Source organism: Ruegeria sp. L12 (assembly GCF_056531745.1).
Window position 1 is genome coordinate 163,659 of the sequence record NZ_JBQFMH010000009.1, and the last position, 17,011, is coordinate 180,669.

Consider the following 17,011-nt stretch of genomic DNA (forward strand, 5'->3'; position numbering starts at 1 on the left):
ACTGATAAAGCGCAATTCGAATTGTGGTTGTGGATTGTTCGTCAATACCGGTCGTTTGGCGGGATTGGCGGGCGTGATCCTTGCTTTTTGGCCCTTTTTTGGACACATTTAAGACCGGGGTTTGCCTCATATCGGGCAAACGTGACGCAATCTTGTGCTTTGACCTGAATTACCGGGGTTATCAGCCAAATGCGTTCAACTGGGGGAAGGCATCCGTGTGTTGGATGCCAGTATAGGTATTGGTGGTCAAAATGACATATGGGTACGACAAGCCGCTTCATACTCGGACGCAACTGCAGACCATGGAGTCGGCGCCGCGAGAGTTGAATGAAGAAGCGCTGGATATCTCAATTGCGGATATCCTGAATCAGGAGAAGCCCGCGCCCATGGCGGAGGCACAGCCCGTGCGCACTGAATTTCCAGTGCTGCGGCCACAAGAGGCGCTTGCTGTGCAACCTGAGCCGGGAATTGGTGCCGTGTTGCGCCAGAAGTGGGCACAGCTGTCCGGCGCGGCTTAGGTCGCCGACCAATCAGCGCGCCTTTAGAGGTCGTGCGTTGGCCGAATGGCCACAGTTGCAGTAAACCCTCGGATGGATATCTGTTCCGCATTGTCACCGCAGGTTCAATCAGGCTGGATGAGGCTTCGATAAACCAATTCCGAGCGGTTGATGCCTGGCCCGACCCCGACCCCTGTCGAACCTGATCTTACTCTTCCAAAAAACGTGGATGTCGTCGTTATCGGTGGCGGCATTATCGGTGCGTCGACCGCGCTGGAACTGGCCGAACGGGGCGTGTCTGTCCTGTTGTGCGAAAAAGGCCGGATCGCGGGCGAACAGAGCTCGCGCAATTGGGGTTGGGTGCGCCTTGGTATGCGTGACCCGCGTGAAATTCCCCTGATGATACAGTCGCTTCGCCTCTGGCAGGAACTGGACGCGCGGATCGGACGTAAGACGGGCTATGTCCAATCCGGCATTCTGTTCGGGGCTTCGGGTCGCCGTAGCGAAGGCAATCTGACAAAATGGCTTGGAAACGTTGAGGGGCTACAGACCGGCGCACGCATGATCTCGGGCGCAGAGTTGAACGATCTGCTGCCGGGCAACGGTACGGGGCAGCGTTCCGCGCTGTATATGCCGCAGGACGGGCGTGCGGAACCGCAATGGGCGGCACCCGCCATCGCCGAAGCTGCACGGGATCGGGGCGCCGCCCTCATGACAAATTGCGCGGTGCGCAGCGTCGACTTACAGGCAGGGCGCATCGCGGGGGTTTTCACCGAGAGGGGCCGTGTGGCCTGCAGCCATGTGGTGCTGGCTGGCGGTGTCTGGTCCCGCTTGTTTGCCGGGAACACCGGGATCGCGCTGCCGCAGCTCAAGGTATTGAACACGGTGATGCGGTCGTCTCCGGCGGAGCCCGCCCCCGAGGTTGCGCTGTGGAGCGATGATTTCGCTATGCGCAAGCGGGCAGATGGCGGGCACACCATCGCGTCGGGGCATGAGAACACGGTCGATATCGTGCCCGACAGCTTTCGTTTGGCGTGGCAATTTCTGCCCGCGCTCCGTCAGGACTGGCGATCGCTGCGATTCCGCCTGTCGCGCCGCTGGCTGACCGAGGCGCAAAAGGATCGCAGCTGGCTGCCCACCGACGTCACCCCGTTCGAGCATTGCCGGGTTCTGGACCCCGAGCCATCGCAGAAAGTGTTGCGGAAGGCTTGGGCAAGCGCTCGCAAGGCCTTCCCGGCGCTGAACGCGGCTGAGATCGTACAAAGCTGGGCCGGAATGATCGACGTGACGCCGGATGCAATTCCGGTGATTTCAGGCGTCGAGAGCACGCCCGGTTTGTTCATAGCAACCGGATTTTCGGGCCACGGGTTTGGTATCGGTCCCGGTGCCGGACGACTTGCGGCCGATCTTGTGATGCAGACTGATCCTTGCGTCGATCCGACCGCCTTTCGCCTTTCCCGGTTTACGGATGGGTCAAAAGTGCGGCCGAACCCGGGATACTAACGCCTCAGCCCATCATCTGATAGCTGACCGGCACAAAGCGGAACCCGTCGCCGCGGGTTTCGACGAAACCGGCTGCTGGGAAGGGCATGTGATAGCCGATCATCGGCACCTTGTCCGCGGCCAGCATTCCCAGCACATCGCGGCGTGACTGCGTGGCGGCGGCTTTGTCCATGTCAAAGCGCACCTCCCATTCGGGATGCGCGAAGGACCAGACATAGTGATTGGCCAGATCCGCCGTCAGAACCAGACGTTGGCCGTTGCTTTCTAGATGATAGACCATGTGGCCCGGCGTGTGCCCGAACGCGGCCATGCCCGTGATGTCCGAGGCAACTTCGCCCCCATCCCCGATAAAGCTCATCTTCTCGGCCAGCGGCGTGACCTTGGCCGCAACCAGATCACCGACCCGGTTGCCCGCGTCCTGTGCGGCCCAGAAATCATATTCCGGCGCTGCGGTCACATAGCGGGCGTTGGCAAAGGTCGCGGCATCATTGGTGGTCATGCCGCCAATGTGGTCTGGATGCATGTGAGTGATGACCACAACGTCAATCTGATCCGGCGTTACGCCTACATCCGCAAGTGCGGCCTGAATGCCGCCCTGACCAAGTCCGGTGTCGAACAGAACAAGCTCGGACCCGGTATTCACCAGTGTCGGGGTGAAGAAGAAATGCGCCTTATCTGCAGGAATGAAATTCTCGGCCGAAACTTTCGCGAACTCCTCGTCCGATGCGCCGCCTCCGAAAATCTCTTTGGCACCGTCTCGCGGCAGACTGCCGTCCAGCAGAGTGGTGACGGTGAAATCGCCCAGAGCAAAGGATTTGGCGATGGTCGAATTGGCTTTGGCCTCGGCACCTGCGGCAAGAACAGGCGCGGCCGCTGTCGCAAATGGCAAAGCTGCAGCCGTGCCAAGGGCCGCGCGGCGGGTCATCTTGATGGTCATTTCTGGTCTCCCTATCAGCGCATAATGTTTTCAACTAGGTCAGTCTGAGTCTGCTGCCAGTTTATACCCTTGTCACAATATCTGCGTGCTTGAACATTACGTGTGAATTTTTGTTTATGTCGCGAGCGTGTATCTACTTGGAACCACCACTTGTTCCGTCATTCGCTGGACAATTCGCCAATCCTGTGACAAGAGCCGCGCCAACAGGAGACACCCATGACCACCACCCGTTTCGCCCCGTCGCCCACCGGATACATCCATGTGGGCAACCTGCGCACAGCCCTGATGAACTATCTGATCGCTCGAAAGGCGGGCGGCACGTTCATCCTGCGTATCGACGACACCGACCCCGAGCGGTCGAAGGAAGAATATGTCGATGCGATCAAGCAGGATCTGGACTGGCTGGGCCTGCACTGGGACCGGGTCGAGCGTCAGTCGGAGCGTCTGGATCGCTATGCCGAGGCTGCTGACAAATTGCGCGAAATGGGCCGCTTCTATGAAGCGTTTGAAACGCCCACTGAACTGGACCTCAAGCGCAAGAAGCAACTGAACATGGGCAAACCGCCGGTTTACGACCGGGCCGCGCTGAACCTCAGCGATGCCGAGAAAGAGGCGCTGCGCGCCGAGCGGGGCAATGGCGTCTGGCGGTTCAAGCTGGATCATGAGCGGATCGAGTGGACCGATGGTATTCTGGGCGATATTTCGATCGATGCGGCCTCGGTCTCTGATCCGGTGCTGATCCGGGGGGACGGTCAGGTGCTTTATACCATCGCGTCGGTGGTGGATGATACCGAGATGGGCGTGACGGACGTCGTGCGCGGCTCGGATCACGTGACCAATACTGCAACGCAGATTCAGATCATTCAGGCGCTGGGTGGTAATTGCCCACGCTTTGCCCATCACTCGCTGCTGACCGGACCGCAGGGCGAGGCGCTGTCCAAACGTCTGGGCACGCTGGCGCTGCGCGATCTGCGTGAGCAGGGCGTTCAGCCGATGGCTTTGCTCAGTCTGATGGCGCGTCTGGGTTCTTCTGATCCGGTGGAATTGCGTTCGGACATGGCCGAATTGATCGACGGCTTCGATGTCAGCCGTTTCGGAGCGGCACCGACCAAGTTCGATGTACAGGACCTGTTCCCGCTGACCGCGAAACATCTGCAATCGCTGCCGCTGGCTGACGTGGCCGGGGCAGTCGCGGATGCGGGCGTTCCCGCAGAGCTGGCCGAGCCGTTCTGGGCCATGGCGCGCGAGAACATCACCACTCTGGGTGATCTCAAAGGCTGGTGGGAACTGTGCCGGGACGGGGCTGAACCTCTGATCGATGACGAGGATCGCGCATTTATTGCCGAGGCCATGGCGCTGCTGCCCGAAGGCTCGTTCGACGGCGAGACATGGGGCAGCTGGACCAAGGCGGTGAAAGAGGCCACAGGCCGCAAGGGCAAGGGGCTGTTCATGCCGTTGCGCAAGGCGTTGACGGGTATGGAGCGTGGGCCGGAGATGGCAGCGCTGCTGCCTTTGCTGCAGGTGATCCGGGCGCGCGGGTAGCGGAATCCCGCCTTACGGCGCTTGCTAACGGCGAAAATATTGTTGAACAAAAGAAGGGGCGGGCCGGTGTGCCTGCCTCTTTTCTTTATGCGGGGTGGGTGATCCTGCTGCCCAAACGGGTCAGGTGGTCGTCGACAAATCGGATCTCGTCCGGGTTCAGCTGCTGGTGGCGCGGATAGCGGGGTTCAGCGCGGTCGTTCAGGATTGGCGCCTCCCAGCCATCGGTTGTTGCAAAGAACCGAGCTGCGCCTTCGGGGCCGAACGCACGCAGGTAACCCTGCACTACGACATCGATATAGCTGAGCAGCAAGGGATGTTGATCTGATGGCTCGGTGTGCCTGCCCTGCGGAACCGCATAGACTGCGATATCGACCGCATGCGTAAGCGGGTGCGTGACGGCGTGAGTGGCGGCGATGCGGTCATAGGCCCATTCACGCTCGTCCAACGCCGCCCAGTCGTTTCCGGGCACATGGGCAATCATGCCGTCGATCTCTGATTCCGGATCGGGGATTGCCGTTAAAAAGGCAACGGGGCGCAGGTCGGTATGCCTCCAGGCGCGCCGCCAGCCTTTCAGCCGGGCCGGTCGCGGATCGGGGAAGTCATGCGTCGCGAGGTTCACGAGGCTGCCATAGCCAAAGAAATAGGGGTCTGCCATGCGGGCCACGTCCTTCGGTAACAATTGATGTATGTCAAACAGTCTTTTTACGAGACATGCAATAAGGCTTCATCTTGTTATGAGGGAGGCCGCTATGCGGATTACCAAACGGACAAATATCGCCGTGCGCCTGTTGATGTATTGCGCAGCCCATCAGGATCGGCTGGTAACCAAATCCGAGATCGCCGAAGTCTGCAACATCTCGGAAAACCATCTGGCGCAAGTGATCAATCAGCTTAGTCAGCTGGAGTATCTGAGCACACAGCGTGGCCGCAACGGTGGCATGGCGCTGGCCCGGCCTGCGGACCAGATTCGCATCGGGTCGGTCTTTCGCCACGTGGAAGGCGGTCTGCCGATCGCCGAGTGTTTTGCGGATGCCGACAACACCTGCCCCCTGACCGATGCCTGCCGGCTGCGGCTGGCGCTTCAGGACGCGGCCGAGGTGTTTTATGCCTCGCTGGATGAAATCACGCTGGACGCATTGGTTTGCGACAACGATCAGCTGCTGAAGATTTTGCAACCCGTTGCCTGCATGCGCTGAAATCAATCGCTGGCGCGCAGGATGCGCGCTGGCCGAACCGAGAGCGGGCGCAGGGCGAAGGCCACGCCCGCGCCCAGCGTCGCACCGATGCCCGCCAGCACAATGCCGAGGGCCGAGGACCAGATGATCGTAAACCCGGTATCGAAGATATAGGTGGCAACGGCCCAACCGCCCAGGATTCCCGTCAGCAGCGCGACACCGCCCGCGGCCGCGCCCAACAGGATCGCGCGCAGGGCAAAGCTTCGCAGGATGCGACCGCGGTCAGCGCCGAGCGTTTTCAGGATCGCCGCCTCGTAGCGCCGTGCGGGTTCACCCGCCGCTGCGGCGCCGATCAGAACAAGGAATCCGGTCAGCAACGAGACACCTGCGCCATAAGAGGTGGCTGCGGCAAGCCCTGCAAGCAAGCCGGAGACACGGTCGATGGCGTCCCGCACCCGGACCGCGGTAATGTTCGGGAACCGCCCCGCCAGATCCCGCAGGATGGCGGCTTCGGCCTGTTCTTCGGCATAGACTGTCGCAATGAAGCTGTGGGGGGCGCCTGCAAGCGCCTGCGGGTTCATGGACATGACGAACCCCATGCCTGCGGTCGAAAAATCAACTTCGCGCAGGGATGTCAGTTCGGCGGTGATATCGCGGCCGAGGATGTTCACCGTCAGTTCATCGCCCAGTTTCAGGCCCATCTCGGCGGCCTCTTCGGCGGCGAAGCTGACTTGCGGCGGGCCCGAGTAGCCCTCGGGCCACCAGCTGCCATCCGTGATGCGGGCGTTTTGTGGTGGCTGGTCCGAATAGGTGACACCCCGGTCGCCTTCCAAAACCCAATGATCCCCCGCCACCTCGCGGGCGGGCCGGCCATTGATCCGGGTGATGATCCCGCGCAACATCGGCGCGCTTTCGATGCGGCTGACGGCAGGGTCGGTTTCCAGCCGCTTGGTGAAGCCCGGCATCTGGTCTTTCTGGATGTCGACGAAGAAATAGGATGGCGCCACATCCGGCAGGTTGCCCGAGATGGCGTTGCGCAGCGTTCCATCGATCTGGCCCACCGCTGCCAGAACCGACAGGCCAAGCCCCAGAGACAGGACCACGGAGGATGCGCCTTCACGCGGGTCGGAAATTGCGGACAGGGCCCACCGCATGGCCGGGCGGCCTCGGGCCCATGGTGTTCCGGTCTGGGCCAGTTTGCGGATCAGGAAGGCCGAAAGCGCCAACAATGCAAGCGCACCGGCCAGACCGCCGCTGGTCCAGAGCGTCAGCCTGACTGATCCGCTGAACCACGCAGCTGCGCCGATCAACAAGGCCAGACCGACGGCTGTTGCCACAACATAGATCAAGCGCGGCAGACTGCGCGCCGTAGACAAGGCGTCGCGGAACAGGGTCGCGGCGCGCACTTCTTCGGTTCTGGCAAGTGGCCAAAGGGTGAAAAGGAAAGCGGTTAACACCCCATAGAGCGCGGCCTCGGCCAGTGGGCGGGCGTAAAGCGAGAAGACGGCGGGAACAGGCAGACGGGTTTCGATGATGGGGGCGATCAACAGCGGAATCGCGCCGCCCAGAACGAGGCCAAGGATGATACCAACGCCCGAGAGAACTCCGATCTGAATCATGTAGGTCTGGAAGATCGTTGCCCGATCCGCCCCGAGTGTGCGCAGCGTGGCGATGGTTTCCGTTTTCTGGGCCAGATAAGCGCGCACAGCGGCGGATACGCCGATGCCGCCGACCGCGAGGCCGGAGAGGCCGACGAGGATCAGAAAGGCACTCAGGCGGCCCACGAACTCGGATATCCCCGGCGCGCCGTTGCGCGCGTCGGTCCAGCGCATTCCCGTGCCGTCGAATGCTTGCTCTGCCCTGGCAGCCAGCGCCTGAAGCGCTACATTCGGCGGCAGGTCGAGCCGGTATTTGGTCGAGAACAATGTGCCCGGTGCCAGCAGGCCCGAGGTCTGCAAGTCCTGCGTACGGACCAACGTGCGCGGCCCCAGGGCAAACCCGTCTGCCGCGCCGTCCGGCTCGTGTTCCAGCGATGCCATCAGGACAAAGGACTGGGTTCCGAGGGCGAACCGGTCGCCTATGGAAAGGCCCATCCGGTCGATCAGAGACGGATCCATCACTGCGCCCGGCAAACCGTCGGACCCTTGGAACGCGTCGGACAAGATCATCTCTGGCAGCAATCGGACTGTGCCCAGCAATGGATAGGCATCATCCACCGACTTCACCTGCGTCAGGCCACGCTGAACTTCGTCGCCGTCACCCGCAACGGCCATTGACCGGAAATCGACGACCTCCGAGACCGCCTGAGCGGTGTTTCCCATCCACGCGCGTTCCTGATCATCGGCAAAGCGATAGGTGAATTCCAGCTGCGCATCGCCGCCCAGCAGCGCGGCTCCTTCCTGCGTCAGACCGGTCTGAATCGCCTGCCGTACCGAACCCACTGCGGCAATCGCCGCGACCCCAAGGGCGAGACAGGCAAGAAACACCCGAAACCCGCGCAACCCGCCGCGCAGCTCGCGCCGCGCCAGACGCCCGGCCATGCGCAAGCTCATTCGGCGGCCTCGCGCCTTGTATCTTCGGCCACCCGGCCATCCCGCAAACGTATGACGCGGTCGCATTTCTGCGCCAATCTGTGGCTGTGCGTGACCAGGATCAGGGTTGCGCCGTGACGGTCGCGCAACCCGAACAAAAGGTCAACGATCGCGGCCCCGTTGGTTTCGTCCAGATTGCCCGTGGGTTCGTCCGCCAACAGGATTTGCGGGCGCGGGGCCGCCGCACGGGCCAGAGCGACGCGTTGCTGCTCGCCCCCTGACAATTGCGCCGGGTAGTGGTCCCGGCGATGGGACAGGCCCACAGCGTCCAGTTCGGCCTGAGCGCGCGAAAACGCGTCCATGTGGCCCGCCAGTTCCAGCGGAGTAGCCACATTTTCCAGCGCCGTCATCGTCGGAATCAGGTGAAAGTTCTGAAATACGACCCCCATCGCATCGCGCCGGAACCGGGCCAGAGCGTCTTCGGTCATCGCACCCAGATCGTGGCCCAACGCGCTGACGCGACCCGCGGTGGCCTGTTCCAGGCCGCCCATCAGCATCAGCAATGATGATTTGCCCGACCCGGACGGGCCGACCAGCCCCAGCGTTTCGCCCTTGTCCACGGTCAAAGAGATGTCATGCAGGATATCCACCCGACCGGCATTGCCATCCAGCGATAAAGCGGCATCTTGGAGGGAGAGAACAGGTATCGTCATCAATCAGCCCAGTAAGGGGAGTGTGGTCCATTGGGATATGGCGTGAAACGGAAGCTACGCAAGGCTTTGATCCCCGTCGCGTTGATCTGTTGCGGTTTTGCAGCGACAGCCGAGCCGATCGTGATCGCCGCGCTGGGGGATTCTCTGACGCAAGGCTATGGCTTGCCGGAGCAGGAAGGCTTTGTCCCGCAATTGCAGCGCTGGCTGCAGGATCAGGGTGCAGAGGTCCGGCTGATCAACGCAGGCGTGTCCGGTGATACCACCGCCGGAGGGGCGGCGCGGGTCGACTGGACCCTGACGCCTGATGTGGATGGAATGATCGTGGCGCTTGGCGGCAATGACCTTTTGCGTGGCATTGACCCGGATGTTTCGCGTGCCAACCTTCAGGCGATCCTCAGCGCGGCCGATGCCTCGGAGGTAGAGGTGCTGCTGATCGGTATGCAGGCCCCGGGCAATTACGGGGCCGATTACAAGCAGCGTTTCGACGGCATGTACCCTGAACTGGCCCGGCAATTCGACGCGCTTTACGCCGAGAGCTTCTTTGAAGGCCTGACCGCCTCGGGCGATCCGGCGGCAGCGCGGCAGTATATGCAACCGGATGGGATTCATCCCAACGCGCAGGGCGTGTCTTTGATCGTTGAAGCGTTGGGGCCCGAGGTGTTGATCCTGGCCGAGGAGGCCGCGAAATAGGAGGGGTCCGATGCCCGGACGGTTCTTTCTGACACGACCGGTATCTCAGATCGCCGACGATCTGGGGGTTCAGCGCTGCCTCCCTCAGCAATCGCCACGCCATAACATCCAGCCGGGGCAGGAAGTGGTGGTTCTGACCGATGATGGGCTGGCCTTCATGCGCTGGGGGATGATCCCCGTTGGTCGGGTAAATGCGCGCGGACGACCGGTGATGGAGACCATCATCAATGCCCGATCCGAGACGGTTTTCGACAAAAGCGCCTTCGAAGGCGTCGGACGTGCGGTGATTCCGGTTGACGGCTGGTACGAGTGGACCGGAGAGAAGCGGCGCAAAACAGCCTGGCGTATTTCAGCCGAGGATGGATCACCTCTGCTGTTTGCCGCAATCACCGACGCCTGGCAGGCACCCGGAGGGTTGCGCGTCGATCAGGTGGCTGCGGTGACCTGCGCGCCAAATGCGGACGTGGAGCCGATCCATCATCGGATGGGGGTGTTGCTTGACCGGGATGCGGTTCAGATGTGGCTGACCGGAACGGAAGAACAGGCCAAAAGCCTTGTGCGCCCATGGCCCGAAGGGCGGTTGCGCATCGAGCAGGCGGGCGATGTGGATTGGTCGGGTCCCTAGATCACTGTCACCACGGTTCCGATCGGCACCCGGTTGTAAAGGTCGATCACATGCTCATTCAGCATGCGAATGCACCCGTTCGATGCCGCACGTCCAATGGTCTGCGGCTGCGTCGTTCCGTGAATGCGGAAATACGTGTCAACCCCGTTCTGGAACAGGTACAGCGCGCGGGCCCCCAACGGATTATCCCCTCCGCCCGGCTGCACATATTCGTTGTCCTTGAAGCGCGCATAGGCCACCGGATCACGCTCGATCATCTCTTCGGTCGGTCGCCAAGTGGGCCATTCTTTCTTGACATCGATGGTTGCGGTGCCGGTGAACTCCAGCCCCGCCTTGCCGACGCCGCAGCCATAGCGAACCGCTTTGCGCGGCTCGGTCACATAATACAGATAGAAAGATCGCGGCACGACCAGCAACTGACCGGGCAGAAATTGCTTTTTGACCCGAACGAATTGCGGTGTGGGATCATACTCCACCGCCTTCTTGGCGCTGGCGATACCCGGCATCAGGCTGGCAGCCGTTCCGGCAAGAAACACGCGGCGTGTGAACATGGTGGGCCTCTTCAATTGACCAATTCAATCGTGACGTCACTGTCAGGATGATAGCAAATCTGGTCAATTCTAGGGCAGGTATTACCAAAATGTGATGTGTTCTGTGGCCCTGACATCACGCAATACGAGTAGGGGCGAGGATTGCGCCTCACCCCATTCCCGAGCTTATGCCAGCTCGATATTGTCTGCGCTTTCGCGACCGTCACGGCCGGCGCGCAGTTCGTAGGTGACTTTCTGGTTGTCGGCCAGACCGGTCAGGCCCGAGCGTTCCACGGCCGAGATGTGCACGAACACGTCTTTGCCGCCTTCTTCTGGTGCGATGAAGCCGAAGCCTTTGGTGGTGTTGAACCATTTTACGGTGCCTGCGGGCATATCCGTTATCTCCTGTTTGTTGCTGCCCACGGAGTTGCGGCAGCCTGGCGTCGTCGGTCTGGATCGAGTGACTGAGCGCCGTAGAAGGAGACAGTAGGTCGAAATAGAAAAACGTATGCCCTTTGCATATGGCATCGGGGCGGGAATGTGGCAAGGGTGGATTGTCTGGTTTGTACAAGGGTTAAAGGGTGGATCGTCCGACTTGTACAAGATTCCGCCGATGGGTTTGGTTATCAATTTTGGCTCTTTGATAGCGTTGAATTATACATCCGCCGCGCCCGGCGGGTATTCAGAATCCATTAACCCATCCTGTGATCAAGTCTTGGCATGAGCAACTACCGCCGCGCCCGCATCCCCGGAGCCAAGTATTTTTTCACCGTGTCTCTGGCCGACCGAACATCGGATGTGTTGGTGCGAGAGGTGGCGTATCTGAGGGCAGCCTTTGCGGTGACGCAGGGGGAACGGCCGTTCTGGTGCGATGCGTTTGTTGTGTTGCCCGATCATCTGCACGCGGTCTGGACCCTGCCGCCGGGGGATGCGGATTATTCGACGCGGTGGGGCGCGATCAAATCGAGGTTTACGCGTGGGGTGAAGGCGTCGGGAGTGGTGGGGTGGAACCCCATCCTACGCTTGCTTCGCCCGGTTCGTAATTCCTCAAGGAGTTATTAGCCCATTCTCTTCCAGATGTATCCGAGGATAAATATCCCCCCATCGACCGCCAATATACATCGCGTAGTTATCGAGGCTGCGATTAATGAGCGCATCATTGTTTTCTTTGATGGCGGCACTTGCAACTTTATGAAGTTGTTCTTTGAATATTTTCCGCACATCAAAAAAGTCAGTGTGAAAATCTTCATATTTTTTTGCATAAGGAAAGCTATTTCTAGATTCTAGAAGCCACTTCGCATTGTGCGGCTTATCCTTATCTTCTTGGTCTCTATTTTTTATCGCACTAGCCAAATGCGCGATCCCGCGGCGCGCAAATCTGTCATAGGGCGTTATTAGTTTTGGGGAGTGAAATGTCAGAAGTTTCGAACATAGGGAGGTAAATCGCCCTCTATTTCCAGAGGAGACCTTTATTCCGACTTCTTTCAAGGCTTCGGACAAGAGTTCTTCGAGCTTGGGAACTGAGTGCTTATTTATATTATTAATGGTTAAAAAGTTGCCACCTTCGTGGAAAATTTCGCTCAACGTTCCTCGGACGTTTGCTCTATTCTCTATTGCTCTCTTTTTTCTTTCTTTATCGTTTAGGCGGTCGTTTTTTTCTTCACTTTGGATGGTCCTTGATAGTGAATATTCCTGCATAAATTTTTCAAACCTTGTGGATTTGGGATCTTTCAGGAGATCCAAGAACCCTTCTTCGGTTTCATATTCTTCTTTCCAAGAGCGCCAGTTAACTTCCGCTGACAGCGCCGACGCTGTTAATATTCGCGATACAAGTTTCATATTGCCAAGTTTCCAGAAATAAAACCGTGAGACAAGAATGAGAATTTCGAAATTAGGTATACGCAAAGCCCCTGCGGTAAGGGGCTTTGCTTGCAAGGTTTTCTCCTATTTGCTCTACCGCGCAAATTTCTTATGCTTCAACCGCTTGGGCTCCAGTGCGTCCGGTCCCAGACGGCGCTTTTTGTCCTCTTCGTAATCTTCGAAGTTGCCCTCGAACCATTCCACATGCGCGTCACCCTCAAACGCCAGAATGTGCGTGGAGATCCGGTCGAGGAAGAAGCGGTCGTGCGAGATGACCACGGCGCAGCCGGCGAAATCGACCAATGCGTCTTCCAGCGCGCGCAGGGTTTCGACATCCAGATCGTTGGTCGGTTCGTCGAGCAGTAAGACGTTGCCGCCCTCTTTCAGCAGGCGGGCCATGTGGACGCGGTTGCGCTCACCGCCTGATAGCAGCGAGACCTTTTTCTGTTGGTCGCCGCCCTTGAAGTTGAAGGACGAGCAATAGGCGCGGGAATTGACCTGCGCGTCGCCCAACTGGATGATCTCGGCGCCGCCGGTGATCGCTTCCCACACGGTGTCGTTGTCCTTGAGGTCGTCGCGGGACTGGTCGACATAGGACAGTTCGACCGTGTCGCCCAGCGTGATGGTGCCGCTGTCGGGCTGTTCCTGACCGGTGAGCATCTTGAACAGGGTCGATTTACCGGCACCGTTGGGGCCGATGACGCCGACGATGCCGCCGGGGGGCAGGGCGAAGTCCAGCCCTTCGATCAACTGCTTGTCGCCCATGTGTTTCGACAGGCCCTCGACCTCGATCACCTTGCCGCCAAGGCGCTGGCCGTTGGGGATGACGATCTGGGCGCGGGTCAGCTTTTCGCGTTCGGACTGTTCGGCCAGCTCGTTATAGGCGTTGATCCGGGCCTTGGATTTGGCCTGACGGGCCTTCTGGCCCTGACGCATCCATTCCAACTCTCGCTGCAGGGTTTTCTGCTTGGACTTGTCCTCGCGGGCTTCCTGCTCCAGCCGTTTGGCCTTTTGTTCCAGCCATGCGGAGTAGTTGCCTTCGTAGGGAATGCCGCGGCCGCGGTCGAGTTCAAGGATCCAGCCGGTGATGTCATCCAGGAAATAGCGGTCGTGGGTGACGATCAGGATGGTGCCCTTGTAGTCGATCAAGTGCTGTTGCAGCCAAGCGATGGTCTCGGCGTCCAGGTGGTTTGTCGGTTCATCAAGCAGCAGCATGTCGGGCGCTTCGAGCAGCAGCTTGCAGAGCGCCACGCGGCGTTTCTCACCGCCCGAGAGGTTGGCGATGTTGGCGTCGTCCGGCGGGCAGCGCAGCGCCTCCATCGAGACGTCTATCTGGCTGTCGAGGTCCCACAGGTTCTCGGCGTCGATGGCGTCCTGCAGGGTGGTCATTTCCTCCATAAGCTCGTCCGAGTAGTTCTCGGCGATTTCCATGGCGATTTCGTTGAACCGGTCGACCTTGGCCTTTTTCGCGGCCACGCCCAGCATGACGTTTTCGCGGACGGTCAGCGATTCATCCAGCTGCGGTTCCTGCGGCAGATAGCCGACCTTGGCGCCCTCGGCGGCCCACGCCTCACCGGTGAAGTCGGTGTCGAGGCCGGCCATGATCTTCATCAGCGTCGATTTACCCGCACCGTTGACGCCGACGACGCCGATTTTCACGCCGGGCAGAAAGCTCAGGTGGATGTTTTCAAAGCACTTCTTGCCACCGGGATAGGTCTTGGAGACACCCTGCATGTGGTAGACATATTGATAGGCGGCCATGTCGCGTCCTCTGGGTCGGGGAAATTGAGTTGGGCGGTGTGATAGCGGATGCGGTTGGTGGGGGCAATGAGAAGGCTTGAAGGTCGATTACCTATTTTTGCAATAGCGCACTCGTGTCGTAGGTCTCCAGATACAGTTCGCATATTTGGGATAGCGACAATCGGGTCGCAGAACCCGCTTCACGGTTTCCGCTATCTGAATTGAGAACTTCATCCCAATAGCTGGTGTCTACATCGTTACAATGGATGAACTGCTGAAGCTCTTCGAGAGTTAGGGCGTTACGGCGCATCTTCTCATATGGAGGAGTGGCGCAAGCTTTCAGCAAGCAAGCCAAAGCGACACATTCATAATACTGAGAATGTCCTCGCCGATAAGGCACTAGCGCCAGAATCGAGAGAAAATGCTGTATTGTACGCAGCGTCAGGGGGGCAGACCTATGTAGTTCTCGACTTTGTGGCGTGCTGGGCGATGTAACTCTGCGTGAATTTCCATACTGCCTGCAGCGAAATCGAAGTAGCGCAGATAGTCAGGAAGAAGATCTGATATTTTGGGCAAGCGAAGCGCAATTGAATAGAACTTCTGGAGATAGATCGCCGCGTCCACATTGCTCCCATATCTAACACGAACGCTATTTTGCAGTTGCTCTAGGTTCACCCCAAGAACGAAATGCACCCCATCAACATCAAAAAAATGCTTGATGATTTCCAGCAGCGACAGAGCATAGTCAAGGCGGCAGCGGTCTAATTCGTCAACGACAACTACGAGTTTACGTGTGGGTTGGCCATCTTTGTCGCGCTCTGTAAGATCTTCCAACGCTTGTTTGAAGCCCTTCATCGCCGCACGTTTGCCTTTTTCTTGTTCCCAGAAACTGTCAATCGCGCCCCTAAGCTCATCTGGGATTGTTCCGATTGCAGCATCCGCCAATTCGTCTGCACTAGCCACCAACCCTGATGTCGCGACGGAAACACCGGTGCGGATGATTGCCCGACCGATGGCAGGGGCGACGCGTTTGGCTTTCTCCCAAGAACGTTGCGCCGATGTGTTGTTGTCAGCTTCAAATTGTTCGGAAATCGCTCCAGTCAGGGCGATCAAACGATCGTCCAGATAGTCATGCTTAAATGCGTCGAAATATACGGTTTCGGTCGAACGTCCGTATTCTTCTTTGACATGTTCGTGCACCCAGCATTTTAAGAAGAACGATTTGCCTGAACCCCAGGCTCCGTCCAGCGCAATCACCAGAGGATCATTTATTCTCTCGACAAGCTCGGAGAGTTTTTCTCCGGTCACGTTGCGCGAAAGCTTGTCGTGCTCTCCGAAGCCTTGCTTGAATAGTTCTTCTTTGGGTTCGGGGATGGTCAGGCGCATGTTTGGCTCCAATTCACAAATCAATCAGCGTTACTCTTAGCGGCTGTGTGTGAGAGGACCAGACTGCTAGATGAGGGGAGGTATGGTGTAGGAAAGGCCTGATATGTCTCTGAAAGACCTCATTGCAGGGTGGGCTCAGCCCGGTCGTTTGGACTGGATCGGTCTCAGACCGGATCGGCGGGTTGGGACGGAGATTGTGGACGCGGCCATGATCTCACCCGACGGTCTCGACGGCGACCGTGGCCGTGCAGGCAAGCGAGCGGTGACGCTGATTCAGCGGGAGCATTTGGCGGCGATTGGGTCTTATCTGGGGCAGGAGCCTGTGGCACCTGAAATCCTGCGGCGCAATCTGGTGGTTTCGGGGATCAATCTGGCGGCGCTCAAAGGGCGTGAGGTGCAGGTGGGCGAGGCCATCCTGCGCTTTACAGTGATCTGCGCGCCGTGCAGCCGGATGGAGGAGGCGCTGGGCAAGGGCGGCTATTCCGCCGTGCGCGGGCATGGGGGGTGGTGCGCTGAAGTGATCACGCCCGGGCGGGTTGTGTTGGGGGATGTGGTGCAACCTGTTGATTGACAACGCCGCCCGGTTCTGAACATCAGCAGGATATGGAACGCTATGACATTCCATATGCGCGGCCCGGGCAGGTTGTCGGGCTGTTCGGCGGGTCTTTTGATCCGCCGCATCGCGGTCATGTGCATGTGACGCGTGAGGCGATGAAGGCGTTCGGGCTGGACCGGGTGTGGTGGCTAGTGTCGCCGGGGAACCCTCTAAAAGCGCGCGGGCCTGCGCCTCTGGCGCGGCGGATCGAGGCGGCGCGGGCCGTGATGCAGCATCCGAGGGTCGAGGTGACCGATATCGAAGCACTGACGGGGACGCGGGCGACGGCGGATACTCTGGCAGCGCTCAGGCGACTTTATCCGCAGGTCTGGTTTGTCTGGCTGATGGGGGCCGATAATCTGGCGCAGTTTCATCGCTGGCAGAATTGGCGGGCGATCATGGACAGCGTGCCGGTGGGCGTGGTGGCGCGGCCGGGGGATCGGATCTCGGCCCGGATGTCGCCTGCGGCGCGGGTCTATTCAAGCTATCGCATCGACGGGCAGGCGCGGCATCTGCTGGGGCGGGCACAGGCCCCGGCCTGGTGTTTCGTAAACGTGCCGATGGTTGACGTCAGTTCAACTGATCTTCGCAATCGCGGCATCTGGGGCGATGAGGTGTTGCCGGAATGACTCCGGTCGGCGCATAATCTTAATCTGGTGATTGTCTGCATTTAAACTCTGGGATTCA

Annotated in this window: 18 protein-coding genes; 9 read left to right on the forward strand and 9 right to left on the reverse strand. The window is 59.4% G+C overall.

All coding sequences use genetic code 11. From position 1 onward, the window contains the following. The first annotated feature begins 251 nt into the window (after positions 1–251). Positions 252–518 (forward strand): hypothetical protein, encoded by a 267-nt coding sequence (locus ACR0K9_RS15360; RefSeq protein WP_480536491.1) that lies wholly within the window; start codon positions 252–254, stop codon positions 516–518. A gap of 150 nt (positions 519–668) precedes the next feature. After that, positions 669–2,000 (forward strand): NAD(P)/FAD-dependent oxidoreductase, encoded by a 1,332-nt coding sequence (locus tag ACR0K9_RS15365; protein WP_480824462.1) that lies wholly within the window; start codon positions 669–671, stop codon positions 1,998–2,000. A 4-nt stretch (positions 2,001–2,004) separates the two neighbouring features. Here ACR0K9_RS15365 and ACR0K9_RS15370 read toward each other — a convergent pair whose 3' ends face one another. Beyond that, positions 2,005–2,937 (reverse strand): MBL fold metallo-hydrolase, encoded by a 933-nt coding sequence (locus ACR0K9_RS15370; protein WP_480824464.1) that lies wholly within the window; start codon positions 2,935–2,937, stop codon positions 2,005–2,007. Positions 2,938–3,153: 216 nt separating this feature from the next. On the opposite strand from ACR0K9_RS15370, the gene gltX reads away from it, so the two are divergent. After that, entirely contained in the window at positions 3,154–4,479 is a 1,326-nt protein-coding gene (gene gltX / locus ACR0K9_RS15375; protein ID WP_480824466.1) for a glutamate--tRNA ligase, read from the forward strand. A gap of 85 nt (positions 4,480–4,564) precedes the next feature. Here the strand turns inward: gltX and ACR0K9_RS15380 are convergent, their stop codons facing one another. After that, positions 4,565–5,134, reverse strand: a complete 570-nt coding sequence (locus ACR0K9_RS15380; protein WP_480824468.1) for a gamma-glutamylcyclotransferase family protein — start codon at positions 5,132–5,134, stop codon at positions 4,565–4,567. Between the two features lie 94 nt (positions 5,135–5,228). Here ACR0K9_RS15380 and ACR0K9_RS15385 point away from each other — a divergent pair, with 94 nt between their 5' ends. After that, complete coding sequence (locus ACR0K9_RS15385; RefSeq protein WP_480536498.1) at positions 5,229–5,675, forward strand: RrF2 family transcriptional regulator; 447 nt, start codon at positions 5,229–5,231, stop codon at positions 5,673–5,675. Between the two features lie 2 nt (positions 5,676–5,677). On the opposite strand, the gene ACR0K9_RS15390 is transcribed toward ACR0K9_RS15385, so the two are convergent. Both ACR0K9_RS15390 and ACR0K9_RS15395 read right to left on the reverse strand, forming a co-directional pair. Next, on the reverse strand, positions 5,678–8,206 hold the full coding sequence (locus ACR0K9_RS15390; RefSeq protein WP_480824470.1) for an ABC transporter permease: 2,529 nt from the start codon (positions 8,204–8,206) through the stop codon (positions 5,678–5,680). Then, the gene (locus ACR0K9_RS15395) at positions 8,203–8,898 is read right to left on the reverse strand and encodes an ABC transporter ATP-binding protein (RefSeq protein WP_480824472.1); all 696 of its coding nucleotides are present in this window, start codon (positions 8,896–8,898) and stop codon (positions 8,203–8,205) included. Before ACR0K9_RS15395 ends, ACR0K9_RS15390 begins: the two co-directional genes overlap by 4 nt. A 42-nt stretch (positions 8,899–8,940) precedes the next feature. Here ACR0K9_RS15395 and ACR0K9_RS15400 point away from each other — a divergent pair, with 42 nt between their 5' ends. Together ACR0K9_RS15400 and ACR0K9_RS15405 are read left to right on the forward strand one after the other, a co-directional pair. Beyond that, positions 8,941–9,588, forward strand: a complete 648-nt coding sequence (locus ACR0K9_RS15400) for an arylesterase (RefSeq protein ID WP_480824474.1) — start codon at positions 8,941–8,943, stop codon at positions 9,586–9,588. A 10-nt stretch (positions 9,589–9,598) separates the two neighbouring features. After that, on the forward strand, positions 9,599–10,213 hold the full coding sequence (locus ACR0K9_RS15405; protein WP_480824476.1) for an SOS response-associated peptidase: 615 nt from the start codon (positions 9,599–9,601) through the stop codon (positions 10,211–10,213). On the opposite strand, the gene ACR0K9_RS15410 is transcribed toward ACR0K9_RS15405, so the two are convergent. Beyond that, positions 10,210–10,764 carry a L,D-transpeptidase gene (locus ACR0K9_RS15410; RefSeq protein WP_480824478.1) on the reverse strand — a complete coding sequence of 185 codons (555 nt, stop codon included), beginning with the start codon at positions 10,762–10,764 and terminating at the stop codon, positions 10,210–10,212. The two genes, ACR0K9_RS15405 and ACR0K9_RS15410, sit on opposite strands and share 4 nt — an antisense overlap. Positions 10,765–10,929: 165 nt before the next feature. Further along, on the reverse strand, positions 10,930–11,136 hold the full coding sequence (locus ACR0K9_RS15415) for a cold-shock protein (protein ID WP_008757902.1): 207 nt from the start codon (positions 11,134–11,136) through the stop codon (positions 10,930–10,932). A 327-nt stretch (positions 11,137–11,463) separates the two neighbouring features. Between ACR0K9_RS15415 and ACR0K9_RS15420 the strand changes: the two genes are divergently transcribed. Next, entirely contained in the window at positions 11,464–11,805 is a 342-nt protein-coding gene (locus ACR0K9_RS15420) for an REP-associated tyrosine transposase (RefSeq protein WP_480824480.1), read from the forward strand. Here the strand turns inward: ACR0K9_RS15420 and ACR0K9_RS15425 are convergent. The 3 genes from ACR0K9_RS15425 to ACR0K9_RS15435 form a co-directional block, all read right to left on the reverse strand. Beyond that, positions 11,791–12,678, reverse strand: a complete 888-nt coding sequence (locus ACR0K9_RS15425; protein WP_480824482.1) for a hypothetical protein — start codon at positions 12,676–12,678, stop codon at positions 11,791–11,793. The two genes, ACR0K9_RS15420 and ACR0K9_RS15425, sit on opposite strands and share 15 nt — an antisense overlap. Before the next feature lie 18 nt (positions 12,679–12,696). Then, positions 12,697–14,364, reverse strand: a complete 1,668-nt coding sequence (ettA, locus tag ACR0K9_RS15430; protein WP_480824484.1) for an energy-dependent translational throttle protein EttA — start codon at positions 14,362–14,364, stop codon at positions 12,697–12,699. A gap of 420 nt (positions 14,365–14,784) precedes the next feature. Continuing rightward, the gene (locus ACR0K9_RS15435) at positions 14,785–15,729 is read right to left on the reverse strand and encodes a KAP family P-loop NTPase fold protein (RefSeq protein WP_480824486.1); all 945 of its coding nucleotides are present in this window, start codon (positions 15,727–15,729) and stop codon (positions 14,785–14,787) included. 103 nt (positions 15,730–15,832) lie between these two features. Here ACR0K9_RS15435 and ACR0K9_RS15440 point away from each other — a divergent pair, with 103 nt between their 5' ends. Beyond that, on the forward strand, positions 15,833–16,300 hold the full coding sequence (locus ACR0K9_RS15440; RefSeq protein ID WP_480824488.1) for an MOSC domain-containing protein: 468 nt from the start codon (positions 15,833–15,835) through the stop codon (positions 16,298–16,300). A 32-nt stretch (positions 16,301–16,332) separates the two neighbouring features. Then, positions 16,333–16,953, forward strand: coding sequence for a nicotinate-nucleotide adenylyltransferase (locus ACR0K9_RS15445; RefSeq protein WP_480824490.1), 621 nt, complete (start codon positions 16,333–16,335; stop codon positions 16,951–16,953). Positions 16,954–17,011 lie beyond the last annotated feature (58 nt).